Genomic DNA, 23,759 nt, shown 5'->3' with positions numbered 1-23,759 from the left:
CGCGCGGCGGGGCTATCCCAGGGCGTAGCCGTACAGGCCCGGCCCCTCGCCCAGCTCGCGCGCCCGCCCCGGACGCACCCCCGGGTACGGCCCCGGCCTGCGGGCGCCCGGGACGAGCCAGACCGCGCCCTTCTCCGGCTCGGCCACCACCAGCCCGTCCACCCGGCCCTCCGCCGGACGCCCGTCCGCCGCCACCGCCCCCGTGGCGCCCTTGGCCGGAGGCGCGGCCAGGGCAGGGCCGCGCCGGACCGCCGGCAGCACCGCCGGGACCGCGCCGCGCCCCTTGACCAGCACGTCCCCGTGCCGGGTCAGGCCGCCGGAGCGGTCCGAGGCCAGCACCTGCACCGCGTTCTCGCCGGGCACCCCGACGGCCAGCTCGTCGTCGCCGTCGCCGTTGAAGTCACCGGCCGCCAGCGCCGCGCCGAACCGGTCGTAGTAGCGCGGCTCGCCCTTCAGCAGCCGCTGCGTCCACATCTCGCTGCGGGCGCCGCGCAGCCCGGAGCGGCCTCCGTAGATCACGTGCACGGCCCCGTCGCCGTAGTCCATCGCCCGCTGGTTGGCGTCCAGGCCCTCGCCGGGCACCCCGACGGCCAGGTCGTCGCGGCCGTCGTCGTCGAAGTCGCCCGTGGCCAGCGCCGCGCCGAACGCGTCCCACTTCTCCGCCGCTCCCTTGATCCCCGCGCTGCTCTGCGTCAGGGCCAGGGCCCGGCCGCGCGCGACGTCGAGCACGGTCACGGAGCCCTGGCCGTCCTGGGTGACGCTGTCGGCCGGGGCGCCCACAACCAGCTCGTCGCGGCCGTCGCCGTCGAAGTCGCCCGTGGCCAGCGCCGCGCCCCACTGGTCGGTGACGTTCGCGGCCTGCCGCACCCACCGGGTCCGCTGGGTGACCTCGTACGGGCCGCGCCCCTTCATCCAGTAGACGACCACCGAACCGCCCCGCCCCCGCGTGGGCGCGCCCACGGCCAGCTCGTCGCGGCCGTCGCCGTCCAGGTCGCCCGCCGCCAGCGCCGCGCCGAACCGGTCGCTGGACGGCCTGCGCGGCGCGAGCCGCCCGCCCGCGCGCAGCCCCTGCGGCGAGCCGTGGAAGACCTGGACCACGCCGTTGCCGTCGCCGCCCGGCACCCGCTCGCCGGCGAACTCCTCCGACACGCCCACGGCCAGGTCGGCGCACCGGTCGCCGTCGAAGTCGCCGACGGCCAGGGCCGAGCCGAAGGAGTCGCCCGGCTCGGCGTCGTCCTGCGTGAGCCGCACCTTGCGCCCGTCCCCGTACAGGACGGTCACGGACCCGGCGCGGCGGTCGTCGTACGGCGCCGCCACGGCCAGGTCGGGACGGCCGTCGCCGTCGAAGTCGGACGGCCCGCCGGCGCACGACCGGGCGATCGCGGCGTGCGCCGCGGCGTGGGTCGTCCCAGGGGACGCCCCGGAGGAAAGGGGGAGGATCAGACAGGCGGCGAGCAGCGCTTTCATGCCTCCAGTGATGACCGCCCAGGACGAACCGCGCCTGAACGGGATGGGAATGCCCCGAGAGGTCCGGATGCACATCGGCTGAGACGCGGCAGCCCCGGCGCCGCCGGGGATCCATGGGTGGACCGCACCGGGAACGTGCCAGGATAGACGCGTGGCTATCGACGTGGCGGACATCGATCTCGCGGACCTGGACTTCTGGCGCAAGCCCCTCAAGGAACGGCACGAGGCGTTCGCCCGGCTCCGCCAGCTGGAGCACCCGGTGTTCTTCGAGGAGAAGCGGGTGCCGCTGCTGCGCTCCGGCAAGGGCTTCTACGCCCTCGTCCGGCACGCCGACGTGGTGGAGGCCAGCCGCAACGCCAAGGTGTTCTCCAGCGAGCCGGCCGTCACCAACCCCGAGCCGCCGGGCTGGGTCAAGCAGGTGTTCGGCGAGTCCATGGTCAACATGGACGACCCCCGCCACGCCCGCCTGCGCCGCATCGTCACCCGCTCCTTCAGCCCGCGCATGCTGGCCGGGCTGCAGAGCGACATCGAGGCGGCCTGCGCCCGGATCGTCGACGACGTGGTCAAGGACGGCCCCCGCGACTTCGTCCACCAGGTCGCCGCCCGGCTGCCCATCCACGTCATCTGCGACATGCTCGACATCCCGCAGGAGCAGCGGGAGAAGGTCCACGAGCACGTGGACGTCTCCACCGCCTACACCGGCGTGCGGCCCAGCCTGGCCCGCAGCGTCCAGCTCGCCGGCCAGAACATGCTCGCCCTGCTGGCCCTCCAGCGCATGGTGATCAAACTCGGCCACGAGCGCGCCGCCGACCCGCGGGGCGACCTCATCTCGCTGCTGGTCACCGCCAACCCCGACGGCGAGAAGCTCACCGACAAGGAGCTCGGCTCGTTCTTCGCCCTGCTGCTGGTCGCCGGCAACGAGACCGCCCGCAACACGATGGCCCACGGCATCAAGCTGCTCACCGACAACCCCGCCCAGCGCGAGCTGCTGACGAGCGACTTCGACGGCCACATCAACAACACGATCGAGGAGATGGTCCGCTTCGTCTCCCCGATCATGCAGTTCCGCCGCACCGTCACCCAGGACTACTCGCTGCGCGGCCTGGAGCTGAAGCAGGGCGACAAGGTCGTGCTCTTCTACGGCTCCGCCAACCGCGACGAGAGCGTCTTCCCCGACCCCGACACCTTCGACATCACCCGCGACACCAAGCCGCACGTCGGCTTCGGCGGCCCCGGGCCGCACTTCTGCCTCGGGGCCAACCTGGCCCGCCAGGAGCTGCGCACGATGTTCCGCGAGCTGCTCACGCGGCTGCCCGGCGTGCGGGCGGTGGGCGAGCCCGAGCTGCTGCTGTCCAACTTCGACAACAGCGTCCGCAGCCAGGCGTTCACCTTCTAGCTAGCTCTGGCCGGCGCGTTCCGCGGCGAGCACGTTCGTCCTGATCGTCAGGAACGTGATGGCCGCGGAGACGAACATCATCACCGCGCTGACCACCATCGCGGTCCGGAAACCCGCGTCGAACACCACCGGCCGCTTGAACGCGTCGCCGACCAGGCCCACCAGGGGCGGCACGGCGGCCACCGCGAGCAGGCTGCCGGTCCGCGCCACCGCGTTGTTGACGCCGCTGGCCGTGCCCGCGTACCGCTCGTCGGCGCTGGCCAGCACGGTCGCCGTCAGCGGCGCCACCGCCGCCGACAGGCCGAGGCCGAAGACGGCCACCGCGGGCAGCACCTGCAGCGCGTACGACGCGCCGGTGGAGATCGTGCTCATCCACAGGAAGCCCAGCCCCGCCACGACGATGCCCAGCGTCATCGGCAGGCGCGGCCCGTACCTCTTGGCGATCTCGCCGGCCGTGGGCGACAGCACCAGCATCAGGACGGTCGTCGGCAGCAGCGCCAGGCCCGCCGCGATGGGCGAGAACCCGGACACCACCTGGAGCTGCACCACCAGCAGGAAGAACACCACGCCCATCGCCGCGTACATGATCAGGGTCACCACGTTCACCGCCGTGAACACCCGGTCGCGGAAGATCCCCACGGGCACCAGCGCGTCCGGCGAGCGCCGCCGCTCGACCAGCACGAACGCCACGCCCAGCGCCACGCCCACGATCAGCGGCACGGGGGCGCTCAGGTCGATCAGCCCGTACGTGATCCCGGCCAGCGCCAGCGCCGCGAGCACCGAGCCGAGCACGTCGAAGCGGCCGGCGGCCTGCTCGTCCCGGCTCTCGGGCACGTGGCGCAGGGCGACCAGCACCACCAGCGCCGCGAACGGCAGGTTGATCAGGAATGCCCACCGCCAGCCCGCCCACTCCACCAGCCAGCCGCCGAGCAGCGGGCCCACGGCGGCCGACACCCCGCCCAGCCCGGACCAGACGCCCACGGCGCGCGGCCGGTCGGCCTTCTCGAACGACGCCTGGATGATCGCCAGCGACCCCGGCGTGAGCAGCGCACCGCCGACGCCCTGCAACGCCCGCGCCGCCACGAGGAAACCGACGTCGGGCGCCAGCCCGCACATCGCGGAGGCGATCGCGAACCACACCGTCCCGATGAGGAACACCTTGCGCCGGCCGTACCGGTCGCCCAGCGACCCGCCCAGCAGGATGAGCCCCGCCAGCGTCAGCGTGTAGCCGTTGATCGTCCACTGCAGGCCCGACATGTCGGCGTCGAGCTCCTTGCCGAGGAAGGGCAGCGCGACGTTGACGACGGTGCTGTCGAGCATCGTCAGGCCGGAGCCGAGGACCGTCGCCGCGAGGATCCACCGCCCCCGGGCGGACGCGAGCCGGATATGGCCGTTTTCCATGGGCCCATCCTGTCACCGCCCTCTGGTAGACCTTGATCTCCCCCTACCTGGAGAACCGATGACCATCCACGCGCACCTCGACACCTTCCACGGCCTGCCGGTCCGCTGGGTCGGCCTCGACCCGGCGACGTCGTCGGCCGCACCCGACACCGTGGCCTGGCGCGTGGCGGGTGCCCCCTACGACGAGGACGAGCCGACGCTCCAGCAGGGCTTCGAGGAACTGCTCGGCAGAGTCGACCCCACGCGGATCCGGGCGCTGGTCATCGGCTGGTGGGGCCCAGGCTGGGAAGGCATGCGCGGCGACATCCCGGTCCGGATGCTCGCCGACGCCGCCGGCCGGCTGCCGGCGCTGGAGGCGATCTTCCTCGGCGACATCGTCATGGAGGAGTCCGAGATCTCCTGGATCGAGCAGGACGACATCACGCCGCTGCTCGACGCCTATCCGCGCCTGCGCCGGCTGGAGGTGCGCGGCGGCACCGGGCTGCACCTGCGGCCCGTCACCCACGCCGCGCTGGAGGTGCTCAGGTTCGAGACGGGCGGCCTGCCGGCGTCGGTGGTGCGGGCCGTCGGGGAGAGCTCCCTGCCCGCGCTGCGGCACCTGGAGCTCTGGCTCGGCACCACCAACTACTCCGGCGACTCCCGGCCCGCCGACTGGGCGGGCGTCCTCGACGGCTCCGGCCTGCCCGCGCTGCGCCACCTCGGCCTGCAGGACAGCGAGATCCAGGACGAGGTCTGCGCCGCCGTGGCCGCCGCCCCGATCGTCGCCCGCCTGGAGTCCCTCAACCTGTCGATGGGCGTGCTGACCGACACCGGGGCCGAGGCGCTGCTGTCCGGCCAGCCGCTCACCCACCTGACCAGCCTCGACCTGAGCCACCACTACCTGAGCGGGCCGATGATCGAACGGCTGCGCGCCGCGCTGCCCGGGGTGCAGCTCGACCTGTCCGACATCCAGCAGGTCCGCGGCAACGACTGGCGCTACGTCGCGGTGTCCGAGTGACGCGAGTCCCGGTGGGGCCGCCGGTCGCCGTCGTCGGCACGCCGGGCGACCGGCGGGTCACCCTGTTCGCCGCCGCGCTGCGCCGTCACGGCCTGCCGGAGCCGCACGTGATCGCCTGGCGCGACGTGCTCGGCGGGGCCGACACGGGGGCCACGCGGGCGCCGCGCGTTCCCGTCCCCGCCGTCATTCCGGCTTCTTCCGGCAATCAAGGTCCTTCCGGCTTTCCCGGCTTTCCCGGCTTTCCCGGCTTTCCCGAGGGGGCGCTCGTCCGCGTCGAGTCGCCGGGGGAGGACGCGGCGGCCGACGCGCTGCTGCGCGGGCCCGGCGACCCGACCCGCGTCGGCGGCGGCGCCACCTGGCACGCCCGCTTCGTCCGCGCTCTGGAGGCGGTCCGGGACGCGGTCGGCCGCACCCCCGGGGCGCGCCTGGCGAACGACGTCGGCGAGATCGCGGTGATGTTCGACAAGCGGCTGTGCCACGCCCGGCTCGCGGCGGCCGGCGTGCCGGTCCCGCCCGCCCTGCCGGGCCCCGTCGGCGGCTACGCCGGCCTGCGGGCCGCGATGCGCGAGGCGGGCTGGGCCCGGGTGTTCGTCAAACCGGCCCACGGCTCGTCCGCCTCGGGAGTCGTGGCGCTGCAGGCGCGCGGCCCGCGGATCAAGGCCACCACCTCCGTGGAGCTGGGGCCTGCGGGCACGCTGCACAACTCCCTGCGGGTGCGCTCGTACGAGCGGGAGGCCGACGTCGCGGCGATCGTCGACGCCCTGGCGCCGGACGGGCTGCACGTCGAACGCTGGTTCCCCAAGGCGTCCGTCGGCGGTCGCGTGTTCGACCTGCGGGTCGTCGTGATCGGCGGCCGGCCCACCCACGCGGTCGCGCGCACCAGCCACGTCCCCATGACGAACCTCCACCTCGGGGGACGGCGGGGCGACCTCGCCGCGGTCCGCGCCCTCCTGGGCGAGCCCGGCTGGGTGCGGGCCATGGACGTCTGCGCGGCGGCCGCCGCCTGCTTTCCCGGGAGCCCGGCCGTCGGCGTGGACCTCATGCTCGGGGCCGGCCGGTGGGAGCCGGCGGTGGCCGAGGTCAACGCGTTCGGCGACCTGCTGCCGGGCCTGACCGGGCTGCCGGGGGGCGGGGCGGAGGGCCTGGACACGTACGAGGCGCAGGTGGAGCTGCTGCTGGGCGCCGCACGCACGGCGGGCCACCGATGACCAGGACGCGAAGGACATGAGGGACATGCACTCGGTGATCGGCACGCACGACCTGCTGCTGGTCACACTCGACACCCTGCGGTACGACGTCGCCGCCGGTGAGCTGGCCGCCGGCCGGCTGCCCACCCTGGCCCGGGCGCTGCCCGGCGGCCGGTGGGAACGCCGGCACACGCCCGGCAGCTTCACCTACGCCGCGCACGCCGCGATGCTGGCCGGTTTCCTGCCCACGCCGGTCAGCCCCGGCCCGCACCCGAGGCTGTTCGCCGCCGCCTTCCCCGGCAGCGAGACCACCGCGCCCGGCACCTGGCGCTTCGACGCCGCCGACCTGCCCACCGGGCTCGCCCAGGCGGGCTACCACACGATCTGCGTCGGCGGCGTGGGCTTCTTCAACAAGCTCACACCGCTCGGATCGGCGCTGCCGGGGCTGTTCGCCGAGTCGCACTGGGAGCCCGGGTTCGGCGTGACCGCGCCCGACTCCTTCGAACGGCAGCTCGACCGGGCCGAGACCGCCGTCAGGGGGGCCGCCGGGCCCGTGTTCCTGTTCGTGAACGTGTCGGCGCTGCACCAGCCCAACTGGTTCCACCTGCCGGGCGCCACCGGCGACGACCCGGCCACGCACGCCGCCGCCCTGCGCTACGTCGACCGGCACATCGGACGGCTGTTCGCCCTGATGAGCGAGCGACGGCCGTGCCTGGCCATCGTCTGCTCCGACCACGGCACCGCGTACGGGGAGGACGGGCACACCGGCCACCGCATCGGCCACGAGGTCGTGTGGACCGTCCCCTACGGCGAATTCGTCCTCGAGAAGGGATCCTGGCGGTGACCTCGCCCTACCAGGGATACGTCTACTCCTACCCGCACAAGACCGCCTACCGGCCGCTGGAGCCCCGGCCCGCGCTGCGCGAGGTGTGGGCGCAGGAGCCGGACCAAGCGCTCTTCCTGTACCTGCACGTGCCGTTCTGCGAGATGCGGTGCGGATTCTGCAACCTGTTCACCCGGACCGGCGCGCCCGCCGACCTGGTGGCGGCCTACCTCGACGCGCTCGAACGCCAGGCGGCCGTGACCCGCGAGGCGCTGCCCGAGGCCCGGTTCGCGGCGGCGGCCATCGGCGGCGGCACGCCCACCTACCTGGAGGCGGGCGAGCTGGCCAGGCTCCTCGACATCGCCGAGGACGTCATGGGGGCCGACCTGCGGGCCGTCCCGTTCGGCGTGGAGACCTCGCCCGCCACCGCGACCCCCGACCGGCTGGCCGTCCTCACCGGCCGGGGCGTCACCCGCGTCTCGATCGGCGTGCAGAGCTTCCTCGACGCCGAGGCGCGGGCCGCGGTGCGCCCCCAGCGGCGCGCCGAGGTCGAGACCGCGCTGGCCGCCATCAGGGCGGCCGGGCCGCCCATGCTCAACCTCGACCTGATCTACGGCATCGACGGCCAGACGGAGACGTCCTGGCTGTACTCGCTCGACGCGGCGCTGGCGTGGCGGCCGGAGGAGCTGTACCTGTATCCGCTGTACGTGCGGCCGCTCACCGGGCTCGGCCTGCGGCCTGGCGCGTGGGACGACCAGCGGCTGCGCCTGTACCGGACGGGCCGCGACCACCTGCTGGGGGCGGGCTACGAGCAGGTGTCGATGCGCATGTTCCGCCGCCGCGCCTCCTCCTCCCGTGCGCCGGGAAGCCCGAACGACACGGCGGCCGGGGGCTCGCATGAGATCGCACCCGGAAGCTCGCATGAGACCGCGCCCGGAGGCTCGCATGACGCCCCGCCCGGGGATGAGTACACCTGTCAGCGCGACGGAATGGTCGGGCTCGGCTGCGGCGCCCGCTCCTACACCGAGCGGCTGCATTACTCGTTCGAGTACGCCGTCGCCGTCCGCCACGTCCGCGCCATCATCGACGACTACGTGCGGCTGCCGCGCGAGGAGTTCGCCCACGCCAACGCCGGCTTCGAGCTGGACGCCGCCGAACGCCGCCGCAGGCACCTCCTCCAGTCGCTCCTCCAGGCGGCGGGCCTCGACCGTGCCGCCTACAAGACGCGCTTCGGCGCCGACGTGCTGGACGACTTCGACCTGTCGGGCTACGCGGCGCGCGGCTGGCTGGAGGACGACGCCGAACGCGTCCGGCTCACCCCCGACGGGCTCGCCCACTCCGACGCCGTCGGGCCCGCGCTGTTCTCCGCCCGCGTACGGGAGCTGATGGACACCTATGACCACCGCTGACCACCTCCCGCCCCGCCCGCCGGGCGCCCCGCCCGCGCACTCCTCCGCCGCCGCCGGACCCGCACGCCTGACGATCCTCTACCGCGGCCCCCTCGCGAGCTGCGACTACGACTGCCCGTACTGCCCGTTCGCCAAGCGGCGCGACACGCCCGAGCGACTGCGCGCCGACCGGGTGGCGCTGGAGCGCTTCGTCCAGTGGGTGGCCGAGCGGGACTTCACCGTCTCCGTGCTGTTCACCCCGTGGGGCGAAGGTCTCGTGCGGTCGTGGTACCGGCGTGCCATGGTCCGGCTCAGCCGGCTCGCCCACGTGCCCCGGGTCGCCATCCAGACGAACCTCAGCGGCCGGACGGCCTGGCTCGACGAGGCGGATCTCGACACGCTCGCCCTGTGGGCCACCTACCACCCGGGCCAGGTGACCCACGACCGCTTCATCCGGAAATGTCACGACTTGTCCGCCAGAGGGGTGCGCTACAGCGTCGGCGTGGTCGGCCTCCCGGAGCACCTCGACGCCGCCCGCCGCCTGCGCGCCGACCTGCCCGGCGGCGTGTACCTGTGGGTGAACGCCGCCGAGGGCCACCTCTACACCGACGAGGAGGCGGCCGTCTGGGCCGCGCTGGACCCTCTCTTCGGGGTGAGCCGCGACCCGCATCCGAGCCTGGGGCTGCCGTGCCGTACCGGTGAGACCGTCATCTCCGTGGACGGGGAGGGCGACGTGCGGCGCTGCCACTTCGTGCGGCAACGCCTCGGCAACCTGTACGACGGAACGGCGCTGGCGGCGCTCCGCCCACGCCCGTGCCCGCTGGCGATGTGCGACTGCCACATCGGCTACGTGCACCTGGAGCCGCTCGGTCTGTACGACACCTTCGCGGGTGGAATCCTGGAGCGCATCCCCGCGGGATGGCCGCACCGCTTGCGGGGTCCCGAATCCTCCGGGCAGCGGACCGCGACCTCAGCCCCGCCCCCGGCCTGAGAACGATCCGACCCGAACACCATCCCGACCCGCCCCCGGCCCAGCCCGGTCTCCAGCTCCAACTCCGGCTCGGGCTCCGACTTGGGCTCCGGAGTCGGTTGGATCCGGCTCGGGCCCTTCCGGGCTTGCCGGCGCCGGCCCAGCCTGCCGCTGATCCGCACCCCGACCCTGGCCTCGGTCCCGACCCTGGCCCCGGCCCTCGACCCTGGCCCTCGCCCCGACCCTAGCCCGGTCCCGACCCCGGCCCTCGACCCTGGCCCTCGCCCCGACCCTGGCCCGGTCCCGACCCCGACCCTGGCCCTCGCCCCGGCCCGGCCCCTGGCCCTCGCCCAGGCCCCGGGGCGGCGCGGGCCCGCCTTGGGCCCGGGCGCGGCCCGGACGCGAACGGCGCCCACGCCGGAGCAGACCGGGCCCGATCTGGAGACAGTCCAAGCCTGGGGCCTGCCCGCGACCGGAACCAACGCCAGGCCGGTCAGGGACGCGGTGCGTTCCCCTCAGGCCGGTCACGCCCGGCAAGCCCCCCGAACGATCAGCTCTCGCGTTCAGGGTGGTATTCGGCCTCGGCCAGACCGAACGTCCACGCCACGCCCTCACGCGCACGCCTTACCCACGGCGGGACCCGGAGAAAGTACGTGCGGCTGGTGCCGTCCGGCTCCGGTGTGGAGTTGACCACCTCCACCATCGTGAGCGGCTCGTCGCCCCGAAGATCGACCCGCCACAGCACCCCGGTATCGTCTCGATGCACCGGCCGGGCGCCGGACTCGGCGACGTAGCGCTCGTACCCGTAGTGCTCCAGCATGACGCGGCGCAGCTCGGCGTTCTCCTCGCGTCGGATGCGGTCCGCGTCGAGCGTGGCCATGGCGGCGCTGAACCCGGCCGGAACCGGCATGCCGCGCCAGGCGTGCAACGCGAACCCGTCGGGGAACTCCAGGGCCGGTCCGTCCGCGCGGTGCAGCCGGCCGAGCTCGTCCCGGTCATGGCGCGTGGGCCGCTCGCACAGCAGCACCAGCCGCTCGTACGGCCACCACCACCCGGCGGCCCTCGCGACGCGCCGAAGCCCGTCAAGGTGATGATCGCCCGCGCTCGGCCGCTCCCGCGCCGGCGAACCCACTGATGCTCCCTGCGACGCCGACCCGGCGGCCTGTGCTGGTGAGCCCGACTGTTCTGCCTCGACGGGCGAGCCCGGAGGCTCGTCGAACGCCGCGAGCCACGGCGCGTCGTGCTGGCCGTGCACCGCGTCCAGGGTGGCGCGCCGCAGCAGCCGGGTGGCCTCGTCCGAGGAGTCGGCGAGGATCCCGATGGCCTGGCGGATGTCGCTCACCAGCCGCTCGACGTCCGTCCAGAGCGGCGCGCCGGTGAGCGCCCACACCCGTGCCCACTCCGCGCCGCCCCATCGCGCCACGGTGTCGGCCCGGGCTCGCGCCCACGGTCGCGTGCGGACGAGGTCGCGCACCGAAGCCCCGGCGTCCACCTCCGCCATCTCCCGTAACAGTGCCGCCAGGCCGTCCCTCAACGCTTGTGGCGCCACCCCGGCACGCCCGTCCGGCCGGCGGTCGCCCGTGCCAGGCCCGTTCGCGGTCAAGGCGGAACGCAGCAGGCCGCGGGCGCCGGCATCGCCGCCGAGCAGGGCGGCGGCGACGGCCCCCTGCGCCGGTGAGGACAGCCACACGACCCGCTCGGGCGGAGCGAGCCCGGCGGCCAGATACGCGGCGCGGACACCGGCCTCAGCCTCCGCCCGGTCGGCCGGGCCTGTCGTGAACGCCACCTCGCGCCAGGTGGGCGGCTGCTGGTCGTGCATGGAGAGCTCCTGACGGGCTGGGGGATAGGGGGGGATACTTCGGGCAGGACTGCAGGGCACAGGTCCTGACATCACGCAGGCCACGGGGCACAGGCCCGGACGGCGTAATGCAGAGCCGTAGGCACGGAGCCTGACCTCACGCAGGGCGCGAGGCACAAGAGAGCACGGCACGGCCGGAACATGCACCCGACCGGACCTCGGTGTGGAGAACGCCCAAGACCGGGGAGGACCGTCGACCCGGCAGGGCCGCGGGGCACACGAAAGGCCAGACGGGACAGCGCCCCAAGCGATCGAGAGCCGGTCGGGTGGCGCCTGAAGGCACACCGATCGGGCGGGACGGTCGCTCGAAGCACCCGGTCACCAGGAAGATGCCCGAGCGTGAACGGGACACCGATGCTCAGGCCCGGCGGGAGCCCGGAACGGGCCCAGGACATCGTCCGAGGTCAGAAAGCACGGACTCAGTCGGCGACCAGACGATAGGCGCCAGGCACGTACTCGCGTTGCCTGACCACCCGGAACCACCCTGGCGGTAACGAGATGGCGGCGTGTTCCTCATGCACCAACCGGCCGCCCTGCGGCAGGTGGAGGTAGTCGCCGCGAGGGTCGAGGACGAGCACGCCGGGCCCCGGGACCGCGTGCGCGTGGCCGGTCGCCTCGCCCAGCGCCAGCACCAGACGCCCCCGGCCGTCACGCGGCGCCGACGGCGCCGACTCCACCCACTCCGGTACCTCGGCGACCGGTACGACCAGGATGTCTCCCTGACGGAACATGCCACGCCTCCTCGATGATCTGCCCGCACGCTAGCGAGAAGGACCGACACTTTCGGGGCCGCGATCAGCACGGGAGCGCGCGGGAGTCAGCGCGGAGGGCGGCTGCCCAGTGCGCGCGGGAGTCAGCGCGGAGGGCGGCTGCCCAGAGCGCGCAGGATGAAGCCCGACACCAGCTCGCCCGCCCGCTCCACGGTGACCGCCCCGCTGACCAGCGGCACCCGCTCCGCGCTGATCACCGCCAGCACCATGCGCGCCGTCGCCGCCACGTCCGGCACCTCGAACTCGCCCGACGCGGCCCCGCTCTCCAGGATCTCCGTGAGGATCCGCTGCATCGGCGCCACGTGCTCGGCCAGCCGCTGGTAGGCGTCGGGGCCGAGGGCGGCGCTGAGGTCGGCGGGGCCGGGGTGCGGGTGGGCGACCAGGCCGGCGAGCTGGAGCCGCACGTACGCGCGCAGCCGTTCCGCCGGGGTCGCCCCGTCGGACAGCTCTCGTTCGTAGCTCTCGATGAAGTAGCTGGTGACCTGCTCGGTGAAGGCGAGCAGCAGCGCCGCCTTGTCGGGGTAGTAGTTGTAGAGCGCGGTCCGGGTGATGCCGGCCTCGTGCGCGACGTCCGTCATCGAGAGCGCGTCGATGCCCTGTTCACGCGACAGCCGGGAGACCGCCTGGAGGATGCGCTCCCGTGTGCGGGCGCGGTGCTCACCGATGGTGGCGGCGGAGATCCGGGGCATAGGGCCATCGTAGGCCGCGGGTACGTCCCGGGAGGGGACGTGTGTACGGCCGGAGAGGGGCTTCGGTCAGGCGACGGCGCGGACGGAGTCGAGGAGCTCGGCCAGGACCTCGGTGTTGAGCTGGTAGGCCAGCTTCACCTCGCGGATGACGCGCTCCCGTTCCCGTTCGTCGATGGTCTCCCCGAACGCGTCCAGCCGCGACCGGTACTCTTGCTTGAACCTCGGCAGGCTGCCCACCTGGTCGAACACGTAGAAGTCGACCCCGCCGCCCTTCGCGTACCCGTAGATGCGCTGGAGCTCCATCCGGATGAACTGTCCGCCCGACAGGTCGCCCATGTAGCGGGTGTAGTGGTGGGCGACGTACCCGCCGGGCCAGCCGGCCATCTGCTCGATCCGGGCCACGAGGGTGCGGGTCGCCTTGGACGGGGCGATCCGGTCGCGCCATCCGTCGCCGTAGATGGTGGCGAGGTCGCGTTCCAGCGCCGGTTCGCGGTACAGCTCGGGGAACACGAACCTGCCCGCCACCGGGTGGTCCGCCAGCTCGCGGGACACGCTGTCCAGGGCCGCGTACGCGAAGTGGTGCTGCGCGACCATCTCGCCGTACTCAGCGGCGCTCAGCCGCCCGCCCATGAGCTCCTTGAGATAGCTCTCGCCCTCGGCCGCCTCGTGGTCTCCCCACGTGGCGTTCCTCAGCGCTTCGGAGAACGACGTCACACTTCACCCCACCGTGTACCAGTCTTTCACGACACAGTGTCACAAACCTGCGGCCGTCCCGTCAAGAGGATGACGACACCGTGTCGTGAAACGTGTGACTGCCTGGTGCCTGCCCCGCCACCGACCCCTCAAACCGGAAATGATCCAGGAGAACCGGCATTGATGTCGCGCAAGCCGCCTTTTCTTTGAATGTGGATAATCGCCGCTTTTCGCCATCGGGTGCGCGCGTTGTTGGATGAGGAAGTGGCCCGGGACCAGTACGATCCTGGAAGAAAATTGATCCGAGCTTGATTCACGAGTACGCGCACGAGGCGGTGTTGATGTTATGTACGCTTCGATCGGCAGGGCGATTCCGCGCTCTCCGAGTCGAACGTGAAAGCAATTAATATTCACGCCCTGGCGCGGGCTGGGGCGAGGGGGACGGCGGCCTCCTGTTGCAGCAGGAGTCGTCCCCCTCGTCCCGTCGGCGCCCCGTCACGCACAACGAAGGCGACTCGACATGACCCAACACCAATTCCCCATGTTCGTCACCCCTCATGAGGCCGGCGCCTCCTCGATGGCGAACAGCTACTCAGCGTATCTGCTCGGTCACCAGCATGTCGGCCGAACCGCGGCGCAGGACCAAACCGGCGAACCTGCGGCGGGGAGTGATGCCGAGGGGGAGGAGGGCGGGGCTCCCACCGGCGGCTGAACGACTGCCTGAAGACCGCCCCCACTCCCTTGGCGCCTGCGCGTCGGTCGAGCGTGGGCGCGTCCACCGACATGGGGAAGGAATCGACCGGAAATAACGGGATGAGCCGTCGCCACGCCCATGGTAGGTACCCGCCATGGAGTTCTTCTGTTATCACCGTGATCGTCCCGGCTCCGGCGCGCTGCGCGACGAGCTGCTCGAAGCGCACTGGTCCTACATGGACGGTTTCGCGGCCGAGCTGATCGCCCGTGGTCCGACCTTCACCCGTGACGACGACGCGGCCACCGGCAGCGTGCACATCGTCGACCTGCCGGATGTCGCCGCCGCACGGGCGTTCGTCTTCGACGAGCCCAACTACCAGGCCGGCGTCTACCGGGACGTGGTGTTGCGGCGATGGCGCAACGCGCTGGGGCGCACCATGTGGGACTTCCCCGGCGGCCGGGACGGCGGCAACCGGTATCTGGTGCTGGGTCTCGGCTCCGGGGAGCCCGCCGACCTCGTCCCGCCGTCCGACGGTGAGGGGCTGATCGCGTACGGGCCGCTGCTGTCCGACGACGGCGCCGCCTGGCTGGGCACGGCGCTGCTGATCCGGGCCCCGGACGCGGACGCGGCCCGCGCCGTCCTGACCCCGGACCGGTACGCCGACATCGAGGTCCACGACTGGGAGTTCGGCGGGCGGCGGTAGGAGCGCCTGGCCGGCGCCGCCGAGGTGAGGCGCGGGCCCGCCCGGCGGCGTCCACCGCGCCGTCCACGCGCGTGCTTACATGATTACGATCGCTCTGAGCGAACATCGGCAAGGAAGGGAACACCAGCGGGCTCTGATGAATTGAGTCTGTATAACTCAACCCTTGGGAGTTCGCATGAGTGAAAGCTTGACCCTGCCGGTCCTGCCGCTCGACGACGAGGTCGTCCTGCCGGGCATGGTGGTCCCGCTGGACCTGTCCGACTCCGAGGTGCGTGCGGCGATCGACGCGGCCGAGTCGTCGAGCCGCGCATCCGGACGCAACAAGCCGCGAGTCCTCCTCGTTCCCCGCATCGACGGCCGGTACGGCGCCGTCGGTGTGCAGGCCGTCGTGGAGCAGGTCGGCAGGCTGCCCGGTGGCGAGCCCGCCGCCGTGGTGCGTGGCGTCGACCGTGTGCGCGTCGGCACGGGCACGACCGGCCCGGGTGCCGCGCTGTGGGTGGAGGCCATCACGGTCGACCCCGTCCCCGTCACCGAGCGCGCCCAGGACCTGGCCAAGGAGTACAAGGCCCTGGCCACCACGATCCTGCAGAAGCGCGGCGCCTGGCAGGTGGTCGACCAGGTCAACCAGATCGACGACCCGTCGGTGCTGGCCGACAGCTCCGGCTACACCCCTTGGCTGACCACAGCCCAGAAGGTCGAGCTGCTGGAGGCGGCCGACCCGGCCGACCGGCTGGCCAAGCTGGTCGAGTGGTCCCGTGAGCACCTCGCCGAGCTCGACGTCGCCGAGACGATCCGCAAGGACGTCCAGGAGGGCATGGAGAAGCAGCAGCGGGAGTTCCTGCTGCGCCAGCAGCTCGCCGCCGTCCGCAAGGAGCTCAAGGAGCTCAACGGCGACACCTCCGAGAGCGAGGAGGAGGACTACCGGGCCCGCGTCGAGGCCGCCGACCTGCCGGAGAAGGTGCGCGAGGCCGCGCTGAAGGAGGTCGACAAGCTGGAGCGGACGTCCGACCAGTCCCCCGAGACCGGCTGGATCCGCACCTGGCTCGACACCGTCCTCGACATCCCCTGGAACGAGCGGACCGAGGACAACTACGACATCACCGGCGCGCGGGCCGTGCTCGACGCCGACCACACCGGCCTCGACGACGTCAAGGACCGCATCATCGAGCACCTGGCCGTGCGCAAGCGCCGCCAGGACAAGGGCCTCGGGGTCGTCGGCGGCCGCCGCAGCGGCGCCGTCCTCGCCCTGGCCGGCCCTCCCGGCGTGGGCAAGACCTCGCTCGGCGAGTCCGTGGCCCGCGCGATGGGCCGCAAGTTCGTCCGCGTCGCCCTCGGCGGCGTGCGCGACGAGGCGGAGATCCGCGGCCACCGGCGCACGTACGTCGGCGCGCTGCCCGGTCGCATCGTCCGCGCCGTCCGCGAGGCCGGCTCCATGAACCCGGTCGTCCTGCTCGACGAGGTGGACAAGGTCGGCGCCGACTACCGCGGCGACCCGACGGCCGCCCTGCTGGAGGTGCTCGACCCGGCGCAGAACCACACGTTCCGCGACCACTACCTGGAGGTCGAGCTCGACCTGAGCGACGTGCTGTTCCTGGCCACGGCCAACGTCCTGGAGGCCATCCCCGGGCCGCTGCTCGACCGCATGGAGGTCGTCACCCTCGACGGCTACACCGAGGACGAGAAGGTCGCCATCGCCCGCGACCACCTGCTGCCCAAGCAGCTTGAGCTGGCCGGCCTGACGGCCGAGGAGGTCAAGGTCGAGGAGCCGGCGCTGCGCAGGCTCGCCGCCGAGTACACCCGCGAGGCCGGGGTCCGCTCCCTGGAGCGGTCGGTCGCCCGCGTCCTGCGCAAGGTGGCCGCCAAGGACGAGCTGCCGGTCACCGTCGGCGCCGACGACCTGGTCGGCTACCTGGGCCGGCCGCGGTTCGTGCCGGAGTCGTCGCTGCCGGAGTCCACGCAGCGCACCTCGGTGCCGGGCGTGGCGACGGGCCTGGCCGTCACGGGCGCCGGCGGCGACGTCCTGTACGTGGAGGCGTCGCTGGCCGACCCCGAGACCGGTGAGACCGGCCTCACGCTGACCGGCCAGCTCGGCGACGTGATGAAGGAGTCGGCCAGGATCGCCCTGTCCTACCTCCGCTCGCACGGCGCGGAGCTGGAGCTGCCGGTGACCGCGCTGAAGGACCGCTCGGTCCACGTCCACTTCCCGGCGGGCGCGGTGCCGAAGGACGGCCCCTCGGCGGGTGTCACGCTCACGACGGCGCTGGCCTCGCTGCTGTCGGGCCGCCAGGTCCGCAGCGACGTGGCCATGACCGGCGAGATCTCGCTCACCGGGCGGGTCCTGCCGATCGGCGGCGTCAAGCAGAAGCTGCTCGCGGCGCACCGGGCGGGCATCACCACGGTGCTCATCCCGGCCCGCAACGAGCCCGACCTGGACGACGTGCCCAAGGAGGTGCGCGACGAGCTGACCATCCACCCGGTCAGCGACGTGCGCGAGGTGCTGGACATCGCCCTCACCCCGGCCAAGGTCGTCTCCACGGCCGCCGCCTGACCCCCGGCTCCCGCGGCTGGGCCCGACGCCCGCCGATCCCTCAGGGGACGGCGGGCGTCGCCATGTCGGTCGCGGGCCGACGTCCTCAAGGCGTTCTACGTGGGTCGCGCTGATCGGGCGTCCCCGGTGGGGGAGGAGGAGGGGCCGGGAAGCCGGACGCGGTGAGGGTCTTGAGGGGTGAGCGGCCCCCAGGGGGTGAGCGGCCGTCAGGGGTGAGCGGTCGCAAGGGAGTGAGCGGCCGTCAGGGGTGAGCGGCCCCGCAAGGGTGAGCGCCCCTCCAAGGGGAGGGGCCTACAGGTGCGGGACGCCTCACCAGCAGGGCCGGTCTGGGGAGTCGCGGGTTCTCGGACTCCTGGGGCCCCGGACTTACGTGACGTCGGGCTTTCTGGACCGGCGCGGCTGCGGACCGTCCGGGTGGTCGGCGAGGAGGCGCTCGATCAGGTCGGCCGCCACGCCGAGGACGCGGCACTCCTCCGGCGTGAGCGCCCGGGACATGGCCTCCGCCAGCCGGGCGTCGCCGCCTCGCACCTGGTCGGTGAGCGCCTCGGCGCCCAGGTCGGTCAGGACGATGAGGTGACGCCTGCGGTCGCCGGTGTCGCGGGAACGACGGACCAGGCCGCCCTCCTCCAGGGACGCGAGCGCCCGCGTGATCGACTGCGGCTGCAGGTGCTCGGCCGCCGCCAGCTCGCCCGCCGTCATCGCGCCGTGCCTGCGCAGGTGTCCCAGCAACGACAGCGCCAGCCTTCCCGGCGCCTCGGCGGTGCGCTCGTCGCGCAGCCGCCTCGCGAGCCCGACGGCGGCCCGCCGCAGCGAGGCGGCCGTCGCGTGCAGCTCTCCGTCTTCCATGATTACTACGCTATCACTTAGCAATATGCACTCCTGTCCGCAGCACACGGCGAATATTGGTACGCTCTGCGTATGATCTGGTTGCGGATGGCCGTCGGCGCGCTTGGGGTGGGCGGGCCGGTGGCACTGGGCGTCGCCACCGGGCGACCGGCGCTGGGCGCGCTCGCCGCCGTCGGGGCGCTGGCCGCCACCGGCGTCTCCTCGCCTCCCGGCCCACGAGAAGGCGGCTCCGTGCCGGCCGCGTCCATCCTGTGGGGGGCCGCGGGCACCGTGTGCGCGGTCGCCGCCGCCGGGTTCGCGGGCGCCGCCGTGACCGGGCACGGATGGGGCGGAGCCGTCGCGCTCGTCCTGCTCGCGGCCGTGGCTGCCCTCGCCGGCGGGGTCAGCCGGCCCATGGCGGAGCTCACCACCCGCTTCGTCACGTTCATGGTCATCACGACCGGCCCCGCCCGGCACGGTCACCCGCTCGGGGTCTCCGCCGTCGTGGCCGCGGGCGTGGCGTGGGGAGTCGTGCTCGCGCTGCCCCTGGCCCTGGCCCGCCGAACGGGTGACGCGCCGCACCAAGCCCCGGCGCGCGCGACGAGCGGCGCGTCGCCCCGGGCGAAGGTGGCGTTCGCGAGACGTCTCCGGCGGGGAGCGTGGAGCGCCACGAGCCGCCGTTACGCCGCGTGCCTGACCGCCTGCCTCGGCGCGGCCCAGGTCATCGCCCTGCTCTGGCCGCACCCGACCGCGTCCTGGATCTCGGTCACCGTGGTGATCGTGGTACGGCGGCAGCTGGCCGGCGCCGCCCGGCGGGCCGTCGAGCGGGCCGCCGGGACCGCCGCGGGCGCCCTCGCGGCGGCCGCGCTGCCGCTGTGGGCGCTGACCGCGTGGCCGTTCACGCTCCTCGTGGCCGGGCTGGCCGCCCTGCGCCCGGCGTTCAAGGAACGCCGCCCGGCCCTGTACGCCGCCGTGATGACCCCCCTCGTCCTGCTGCTCACCGGAGGCGCCCCCGCCGGCCTGGCGGGCCTCCGGATCGCCGACACGGCCGTCGGGTGCGCGCTCGCCCTGGGTTGCGGCTACCTTCCGTGGGCAGTACGCGGCCGAAGGAACCCCCACAAGCATGACCAGGAAGACCACCGCGCAGGCCAGGCCGCGAGCCGGCCGGACAAAGTGAGGAGCACCCGTGCCGACGTGGAGTGACCACGCGATCCTCTGGCAGGTCTACCCCCTCGGCTTCACCGGGGCCCCGGCCGCCGCCCCGCCGCCCGGCGAGCCGGTGCGGCACCGGCTGCGGCGACTCCTGCCATGGCTGGACTACGCCGTCGAGCTGGGCTGCTCCGGCCTCCTCCTCGGCCCGATCTTCGCCTCCGAGACCCACGGCTACGACACCGTGGACCACTTCCGCATCGACCCGCGCCTGGGCGACGACGCCGACTTCGACGCCCTGGTCGCCGAGGCGCGCGGGCGCGGCCTGCGGATCGTGCTCGACGGCGTCTTCAACCACGTCGGCAGGTCGTTCACCGGCGGCCCGTCGTGGTTCAGGAAGGGGCCGGACGGCTACGACACGTTCGAGGGCCACGAGCGCCTGGTCGCCCTCGACCACGACCAGCCGGCGGTGCGCGACCACGTGGCCGCCGTGCTCGACCACTGGCTCGACCGCGGCGCGGCCGGCTGGCGGCTCGACGCCGCCTATGCCGTGCCCCCGGCGTTCTGGCGCGAGGTGCTGCCGGGCGTCCGCGAGCGGCACCCCGACGCGTGGTTCGCCGGCGAGGTCATCCACGGCGACTACGCCGGGTACGTCAAGGAGTCCGGGCTCGACTCCGTCACCCAGTACGAACTGTGGAAGGCGATCTGGAGCTCCCTCAACGACCGCAACCTGTTCGAGCTGGCCTGGGCCCTCGACCGGCACAACGACCTGCTCGCCACCTTCACCCCGCTCACCTTCGCCGGCAACCACGACGTCACCCGGCTCGCGACCCGGCTCGACGACCGGCGCCACCTCGGGCACGCCCTGGCGATCCTGCTCACGGTGGGCGGGGTCCCGAGCCTGTACTCCGGCGACGAGCAGGCGTTCGAGGGCCTGAAGGAGGAGCGCGAGGGCGGCGACGACGCCATCCGCCCCGCCTTCCCGGACGCGCCCGCCGATCTGGCCCCGTACGGGCTGCCGGTCTACCGCCTGCACCAGGACCTCGTCGGCCTGCGGCGCCGCCATCCGTGGCTGGTGCGGGCCCGCACGGACGTCGAGCACCTGACGAACCGGGCCGCCGTGCTCAGGTCGAGCGCCGGCGGGCAGGCGCTGGTCACCCTGCTCAACCTCGACGACCGCGCCTACCGCTTCCCGGTCGACGTCTCCCGGCTGACGCCGCTGGCCCCGGACCGCCGCGCCCACGACCCCGCCGTCGTCGGCCCGCACGCCTGGCGGATCCTCGCCGAGAGACCGGCGTGACGGCCGGCCTCAGGGACGGCGTGATATAGATCACCAAAAGTGTCGGGAATATAGGAAAGCAAAAGGGGCGTTGGCCCTCATCGTGGACGAGGCACACGCGAGCAACCGAGGCGCCCCCATCGGCGGGCGCTGTTGTCGCATGCGTACCCGGCGAATGCACGCCCGGCGAATGCGCTGACCGTCCACCCACCCACGAAGGTTCCCCGATGATCGCACCCAGCTACGTGCTGCGCAGGCTGAGCCACCTGCCCTTCCACCCCGGCACCCGCTGAGCCGCGCCCCGCTCCGCTCTCTCCTGACGTTCGTTCCCAGCGGCGTGGCCGCTGCCAGTGTGGGGTTTTCTCGTGATCCAGGTTTCCGGCCTGCGCAAACTGTACGGTGACACCGTCGCCCTCGACGGTGTCGACCTGCACGTGCGCGAAGGCGAGATCCACGGCGTGCTCGGCCAGAGCGGCGCCGGCAAGAGCACGCTGCTGCGCTGCGTCAACCTGCTCGAACGGCCGACCGCGGGCACCGTGACGGTCGCCGGCCAGGACCTGACCGCGCTGCCGTCGCGCGAGCTGAACCGGGCGCGCCAGCGCATCGGCATGATCCACCAGCACTTCGCGCTGCTGTCCTCGCGCACCGTCGCCGGCAACGTGGCCTTCCCGCTGGAGGTCATGGGCGTGCCGCGGGCGGAGCGGGCCCGGCGCGTCGCCGAGCTGCTCGACCTCGTCGGCCTGTCCGGCCGTGGCGGCGACCACCCGCACCAGCTCTCCGGCGGTCAGAAGCAGCGCGTCGGCATCGCCCGCGCCCTGGCCGGCAACCCGTCGGTGCTGCTGTCGGACGAGGCCACCTCGGCGCTCGACCCGGCGACCACCCGCTCGATCCTCGACCTGCTCAAGCGGCTCAACGCCGAGCTGGGCCTGACGATCCTGCTCATCACGCACGAGATGAACGTCGTCAAGAGCATCTGCGACTCGGTCGCCATCATGTCCGGCGGCCGGATCGAGGAGTCGGGCGCCATCGCCGACCTCATCCGCACGCCCGGCTCCCGCCTGACCCGCGAGATCTTCCCGCTGCCCGAGCCCGCGCCGTCCGGCTCGGTCACGCTCACCTTCACCGGCGACCCGCAGCGCCCGGTCGTGTCGGAGGCGGTGCGCAAGTTCGACGTCGAGATCAGCATCCTCGGCGGCTCGATCGAGGAGCTGGCCGGCGGCTCGGTCGGCAGGCTGCGCGTCTCGATCACCGGTGACACCGCCCCGGCGCTCGCCTTCCTGCGCGAGCGCGGACTGCTCGTGGAGGTGACCCCATGACCTGGGACGAGATGACCCCGCTGCTGTGGGAGGCCGCCGGGCAGACCGCGCAGATGGTCGGCTGGTCGACGCTGTTCACGCTGCTGTTCGGGCTGCCGCTGGGCGTGGCGCTCGTGGTCTTCGACCGCGGCGGGCTGCGGCCGCTGCCCGCGCTGCGCTCGGTGCTCGGCGTGCTGGTGAACGTCGGCAGGTCGCTGCCGTTCATCGTGCTGATGATCGCGATCATCCCGTTCACCCGGCTCGTGGTCGGCACCACGATCGGCACCGCGGCCGTCGTCGTGCCGCTCACCGTGGGCGCCGTCCCGTTCTTCGCCCGGCTCGTGGAGACCGCGCTGCGCGAGGTCGGCTCCGACGTGGTCCAGGCCGCGCAGGCCATGGGCGCGAGCCGGACGACGATCGTCCGCAAGGTGCTGCTGCCCGAGGCGTTCCCCGGCCTGGTGGCGGGGCTGACCGTCACGGTCGTCGCGCTCATCGGCTACTCGGCCATGGCCGGGACGATCGGCGGGGGAGGGCTCGGCGACCTGGCCGTCCGCTACGGCTACCAGCGCTTCGAGACCCTGCTCATGATCGTCACGGTCGTGCTGCTCGTCGTCATCGTGCAGGTCGTGCAGAGCCTCGGCGACGCCGTGGCCCGCCGTCTCTCCCACCGCTGACTTAGCTCCACCAACCTGAATAAGTAAGGAAAATCATGAAATTGCGGAACATTGTAGGTGTCGCTGCCCTGTCGGTGTTGCTCGCCGCGTGCGGCTCGTCGCAGACCGCGACGACGAACGCGGGCACCGAGTCCGCCGACACCGTGCTCAAGGTGGGCGCCTCCCCGGTGCCGCACGGCGAGATCCTCAAGTACGTCAAGGACAACCTGGCGCCCGCCGCCGGGCTGAAGCTGGAAGTGGTCGAGTTCACCGACTACGTGCAGCCGAACGTGCAGCTCAATGAGGGCAAGCTGGCGGCCAACTTCTTCCAGCACAAGCCGTACCTGGACGACTTCAACGCCTCCAAGGGCACGAAGCTGAGCTTCGTCACCCCGGTCCACCTGGAGCCGCTGGGCCTGTACTCCAAGAAGATCACCAGCCTGCAGGCGCTGCCCTCCGGCGCGAGTGTCGCCGTCCCGAACGACGCCACCAACCTCGGCCGCGCGCTCAAGCTGCTCGCCGACAACGGCGTCATCACCCTCAAGCAGGGCGCCGGCACCACCGCCACCGAGCGCGACGTGACGGGCAACCCGAAGAACCTGGCCTTCAAGCCGCTGGAGGCCGCTCAGCTCCCGCGCTCGCTCGACGACGTGGACGCCGCGGTCATCAACGGCAACTACGCCATCGAGGCCGGGCTCAAGCCCGCCTCCCAGGCGCTGGCCCTGGAGAAGAGCGAGGGCAACCCGTACGTCAACGGCCTGGTCGTGCAGGCCGGGCACGAGAAGGACGCCGGGATCGTCACCCTCGGCAAGCTCCTGCAGGACCCGAAGGTCAAGGAGTTCATCAAGCAGAAGTACCAGGGCTCGGTCATCCCCGCGCAGTGACCGCGCAGTGACCGCCCGGTGAGCGCGTGACGGAGCCGCGGCCTCGGTGAGAGGCCGCGGCTCCGTCATGTCCGGATCTTGGGTGCTGGC

The 23,759-nt window shown here is 73.1% G+C and carries 20 protein-coding genes; 13 read left to right on the top strand and 7 right to left on the bottom strand.

Annotation, left to right across the window (positions count from 1 at the left end):
• Positions 1 to 12: 12 nt before the first annotated feature.
• Positions 13 to 1,467 carry an FG-GAP-like repeat-containing protein gene (locus tag HD595_RS44380; RefSeq protein WP_253780522.1) on the bottom strand — a complete coding sequence of 485 codons (1,455 nt, stop codon included), beginning with the start codon at positions 1,465 to 1,467 and terminating at the stop codon, positions 13 to 15.
• A gap of 151 nt (positions 1,468 to 1,618) precedes the next feature.
• On the opposite strand from HD595_RS44380, the gene HD595_RS44375 reads away from it, so the two are divergent.
• Positions 1,619 to 2,863: a cytochrome P450 gene (locus HD595_RS44375; RefSeq protein WP_253780519.1), complete on the top strand. Its 1,245-nt coding sequence runs from the start codon at positions 1,619 to 1,621 to the stop codon at positions 2,861 to 2,863.
• Here the strand turns inward: HD595_RS44375 and HD595_RS44370 are convergent, their stop codons facing one another.
• Positions 2,864 to 4,264, bottom strand: a complete 1,401-nt coding sequence (locus HD595_RS44370) for an MFS transporter (RefSeq protein ID WP_253780516.1) — start codon at positions 4,262 to 4,264, stop codon at positions 2,864 to 2,866. It lies immediately after the preceding gene.
• Between the two features lie 58 nt (positions 4,265 to 4,322).
• Here HD595_RS44370 and HD595_RS44365 point away from each other — a divergent pair, with 58 nt between their 5' ends.
• The 5 genes from HD595_RS44365 to HD595_RS44345 are packed head-to-tail and all read left to right on the top strand — an operon-like array spanning position 4,323 to position 9,650.
• Entirely contained in the window at positions 4,323 to 5,261 is a 939-nt protein-coding gene (locus HD595_RS44365; protein ID WP_253780514.1) for an STM4015 family protein, read from the top strand.
• On the top strand, positions 5,258 to 6,469 hold the full coding sequence (locus HD595_RS44360; RefSeq protein WP_253780513.1) for an STM4014 family protein: 1,212 nt from the start codon (positions 5,258 to 5,260) through the stop codon (positions 6,467 to 6,469). The genes HD595_RS44365 and HD595_RS44360 overlap by 4 nt, the downstream gene beginning before the upstream one ends.
• 25 nt (positions 6,470 to 6,494) lie before the next feature.
• Positions 6,495 to 7,292 (top strand): STM4013/SEN3800 family hydrolase, encoded by a 798-nt coding sequence (locus tag HD595_RS44355; RefSeq protein WP_253781471.1) that lies wholly within the window; start codon positions 6,495 to 6,497, stop codon positions 7,290 to 7,292.
• The gene (locus tag HD595_RS44350; protein ID WP_253780512.1) at positions 7,289 to 8,680 is read left to right on the top strand and encodes an STM4012 family radical SAM protein; all 1,392 of its coding nucleotides are present in this window, start codon (positions 7,289 to 7,291) and stop codon (positions 8,678 to 8,680) included. Before HD595_RS44355 ends, HD595_RS44350 begins: the two co-directional genes overlap by 4 nt.
• Positions 8,667 to 9,650, top strand: a complete 984-nt coding sequence (locus HD595_RS44345) for an STM4011 family radical SAM protein (protein ID WP_253780511.1) — start codon at positions 8,667 to 8,669, stop codon at positions 9,648 to 9,650. Before HD595_RS44350 ends, HD595_RS44345 begins: the two co-directional genes overlap by 14 nt.
• 529 nt (positions 9,651 to 10,179) lie before the next feature.
• On the opposite strand, the gene HD595_RS44340 is transcribed toward HD595_RS44345, so the two are convergent.
• From HD595_RS44340 to HD595_RS44325, 4 genes are all read right to left on the bottom strand, one after another.
• Positions 10,180 to 11,448 (bottom strand): DUF6745 domain-containing protein, encoded by a 1,269-nt coding sequence (locus HD595_RS44340; protein ID WP_253780510.1) that lies wholly within the window; start codon positions 11,446 to 11,448, stop codon positions 10,180 to 10,182.
• Positions 11,449 to 11,906: 458 nt separating this feature from the next.
• The gene (locus HD595_RS44335; RefSeq protein ID WP_253780509.1) at positions 11,907 to 12,218 is read right to left on the bottom strand and encodes a hypothetical protein; all 312 of its coding nucleotides are present in this window, start codon (positions 12,216 to 12,218) and stop codon (positions 11,907 to 11,909) included.
• Between the two features lie 122 nt (positions 12,219 to 12,340).
• Positions 12,341 to 12,946 carry a TetR/AcrR family transcriptional regulator gene (locus HD595_RS44330; RefSeq protein ID WP_253780508.1) on the bottom strand — a complete coding sequence of 202 codons (606 nt, stop codon included), beginning with the start codon at positions 12,944 to 12,946 and terminating at the stop codon, positions 12,341 to 12,343.
• A gap of 66 nt (positions 12,947 to 13,012) precedes the next feature.
• Complete coding sequence (locus tag HD595_RS44325; protein WP_253780507.1) at positions 13,013 to 13,660, bottom strand: biliverdin-producing heme oxygenase; 648 nt, start codon at positions 13,658 to 13,660, stop codon at positions 13,013 to 13,015.
• Between the two features lie 827 nt (positions 13,661 to 14,487).
• On the opposite strand from HD595_RS44325, the gene HD595_RS44320 reads away from it, so the two are divergent.
• Both HD595_RS44320 and lon read left to right on the top strand, forming a co-directional pair.
• Positions 14,488 to 15,036, top strand: coding sequence for a YciI family protein (locus HD595_RS44320; RefSeq protein WP_253780504.1), 549 nt, complete (start codon positions 14,488 to 14,490; stop codon positions 15,034 to 15,036).
• Between the two features lie 175 nt (positions 15,037 to 15,211).
• The gene (gene lon / locus HD595_RS44315; RefSeq protein WP_253780502.1) at positions 15,212 to 17,584 is read left to right on the top strand and encodes an endopeptidase La; all 2,373 of its coding nucleotides are present in this window, start codon (positions 15,212 to 15,214) and stop codon (positions 17,582 to 17,584) included.
• Between the two features lie 366 nt (positions 17,585 to 17,950).
• On the opposite strand, the gene HD595_RS44310 is transcribed toward lon, so the two are convergent.
• Positions 17,951 to 18,430 carry a MarR family winged helix-turn-helix transcriptional regulator gene (locus HD595_RS44310; RefSeq protein WP_253780499.1) on the bottom strand — a complete coding sequence of 160 codons (480 nt, stop codon included), beginning with the start codon at positions 18,428 to 18,430 and terminating at the stop codon, positions 17,951 to 17,953.
• A 72-nt stretch (positions 18,431 to 18,502) separates the two neighbouring features.
• Between HD595_RS44310 and HD595_RS44305 the strand changes: the two genes are divergently transcribed.
• The 5 genes from HD595_RS44305 to HD595_RS44285 all read left to right on the top strand — a co-directional run bounded on the left by HD595_RS44305 (position 18,503) and on the right by HD595_RS44285 (position 23,669).
• Positions 18,503 to 19,612, top strand: a complete 1,110-nt coding sequence (locus HD595_RS44305; protein ID WP_253780497.1) for an FUSC family protein — start codon at positions 18,503 to 18,505, stop codon at positions 19,610 to 19,612.
• The gene (locus HD595_RS44300; protein WP_253780496.1) at positions 19,596 to 20,858 is read left to right on the top strand and encodes an alpha-amylase family protein; all 1,263 of its coding nucleotides are present in this window, start codon (positions 19,596 to 19,598) and stop codon (positions 20,856 to 20,858) included. Before HD595_RS44305 ends, HD595_RS44300 begins: the two co-directional genes overlap by 17 nt.
• A gap of 344 nt (positions 20,859 to 21,202) precedes the next feature.
• On the top strand, positions 21,203 to 22,153 hold the full coding sequence (locus tag HD595_RS44295) for a methionine ABC transporter ATP-binding protein (RefSeq protein WP_253780493.1): 951 nt from the start codon (positions 21,203 to 21,205) through the stop codon (positions 22,151 to 22,153).
• Positions 22,150 to 22,806: a methionine ABC transporter permease gene (locus HD595_RS44290; RefSeq protein ID WP_253780491.1), complete on the top strand. Its 657-nt coding sequence runs from the start codon at positions 22,150 to 22,152 to the stop codon at positions 22,804 to 22,806. The genes HD595_RS44295 and HD595_RS44290 overlap by 4 nt, the downstream gene beginning before the upstream one ends.
• A gap of 35 nt (positions 22,807 to 22,841) precedes the next feature.
• Positions 22,842 to 23,669, top strand: a complete 828-nt coding sequence (locus HD595_RS44285; protein WP_253780489.1) for a MetQ/NlpA family ABC transporter substrate-binding protein — start codon at positions 22,842 to 22,844, stop codon at positions 23,667 to 23,669.
• Positions 23,670 to 23,759: the final 90 nt, after the last annotated feature.

Source organism: Nonomuraea roseoviolacea subsp. carminata (assembly GCF_024172185.1).
GTDB lineage: Bacteria > Actinomycetota > Actinomycetes > Streptosporangiales > Streptosporangiaceae > Nonomuraea > Nonomuraea roseoviolacea.
This window is presented reverse-complemented; position numbering and strand designations above follow the sequence as displayed.

Bases quoted from the DNA above. Each gene is read 5' to 3' on its own strand.
- HD595_RS44320 (WP_253780504.1), top strand. From the start codon at position 14,488: ATGGAGTTCTTCTGTTATCACCGTGATCGTCCCGGCTCCGGCGCGCTG.
- HD595_RS44335 (WP_253780509.1), bottom strand. From the start codon at position 12,218: ATGTTCCGTCAGGGAGACATCCTGGTCGTACCGGTCGCCGAGGTACCG.
- HD595_RS44355 (WP_253781471.1), top strand. From the start codon at position 6,495: ATGCACTCGGTGATCGGCACGCACGACCTGCTGCTGGTCACACTCGAC.
- HD595_RS44310 (WP_253780499.1), bottom strand. From the start codon at position 18,430: ATGGAAGACGGAGAGCTGCACGCGACGGCCGCCTCGCTGCGGCGGGCC.
- HD595_RS44365 (WP_253780514.1), top strand. From the start codon at position 4,323: ATGACCATCCACGCGCACCTCGACACCTTCCACGGCCTGCCGGTCCGC.
- HD595_RS44290 (WP_253780491.1), top strand. From the start codon at position 22,150: ATGACCTGGGACGAGATGACCCCGCTGCTGTGGGAGGCCGCCGGGCAG.
- HD595_RS44345 (WP_253780511.1), top strand. From the start codon at position 8,667: ATGACCACCGCTGACCACCTCCCGCCCCGCCCGCCGGGCGCCCCGCCC.
- lon (WP_253780502.1), top strand. From the start codon at position 15,212: ATGAGTGAAAGCTTGACCCTGCCGGTCCTGCCGCTCGACGACGAGGTC.
- HD595_RS44285 (WP_253780489.1), top strand. From the start codon at position 22,842: ATGAAATTGCGGAACATTGTAGGTGTCGCTGCCCTGTCGGTGTTGCTC.
- HD595_RS44380 (WP_253780522.1), bottom strand. From the start codon at position 1,467: ATGAAAGCGCTGCTCGCCGCCTGTCTGATCCTCCCCCTTTCCTCCGGG.
- HD595_RS44305 (WP_253780497.1), top strand. From the start codon at position 18,503: ATGATCTGGTTGCGGATGGCCGTCGGCGCGCTTGGGGTGGGCGGGCCG.
- HD595_RS44330 (WP_253780508.1), bottom strand. From the start codon at position 12,946: ATGCCCCGGATCTCCGCCGCCACCATCGGTGAGCACCGCGCCCGCACA.
- HD595_RS44370 (WP_253780516.1), bottom strand. From the start codon at position 4,264: ATGGAAAACGGCCATATCCGGCTCGCGTCCGCCCGGGGGCGGTGGATC.
- HD595_RS44340 (WP_253780510.1), bottom strand. From the start codon at position 11,448: ATGCACGACCAGCAGCCGCCCACCTGGCGCGAGGTGGCGTTCACGACA.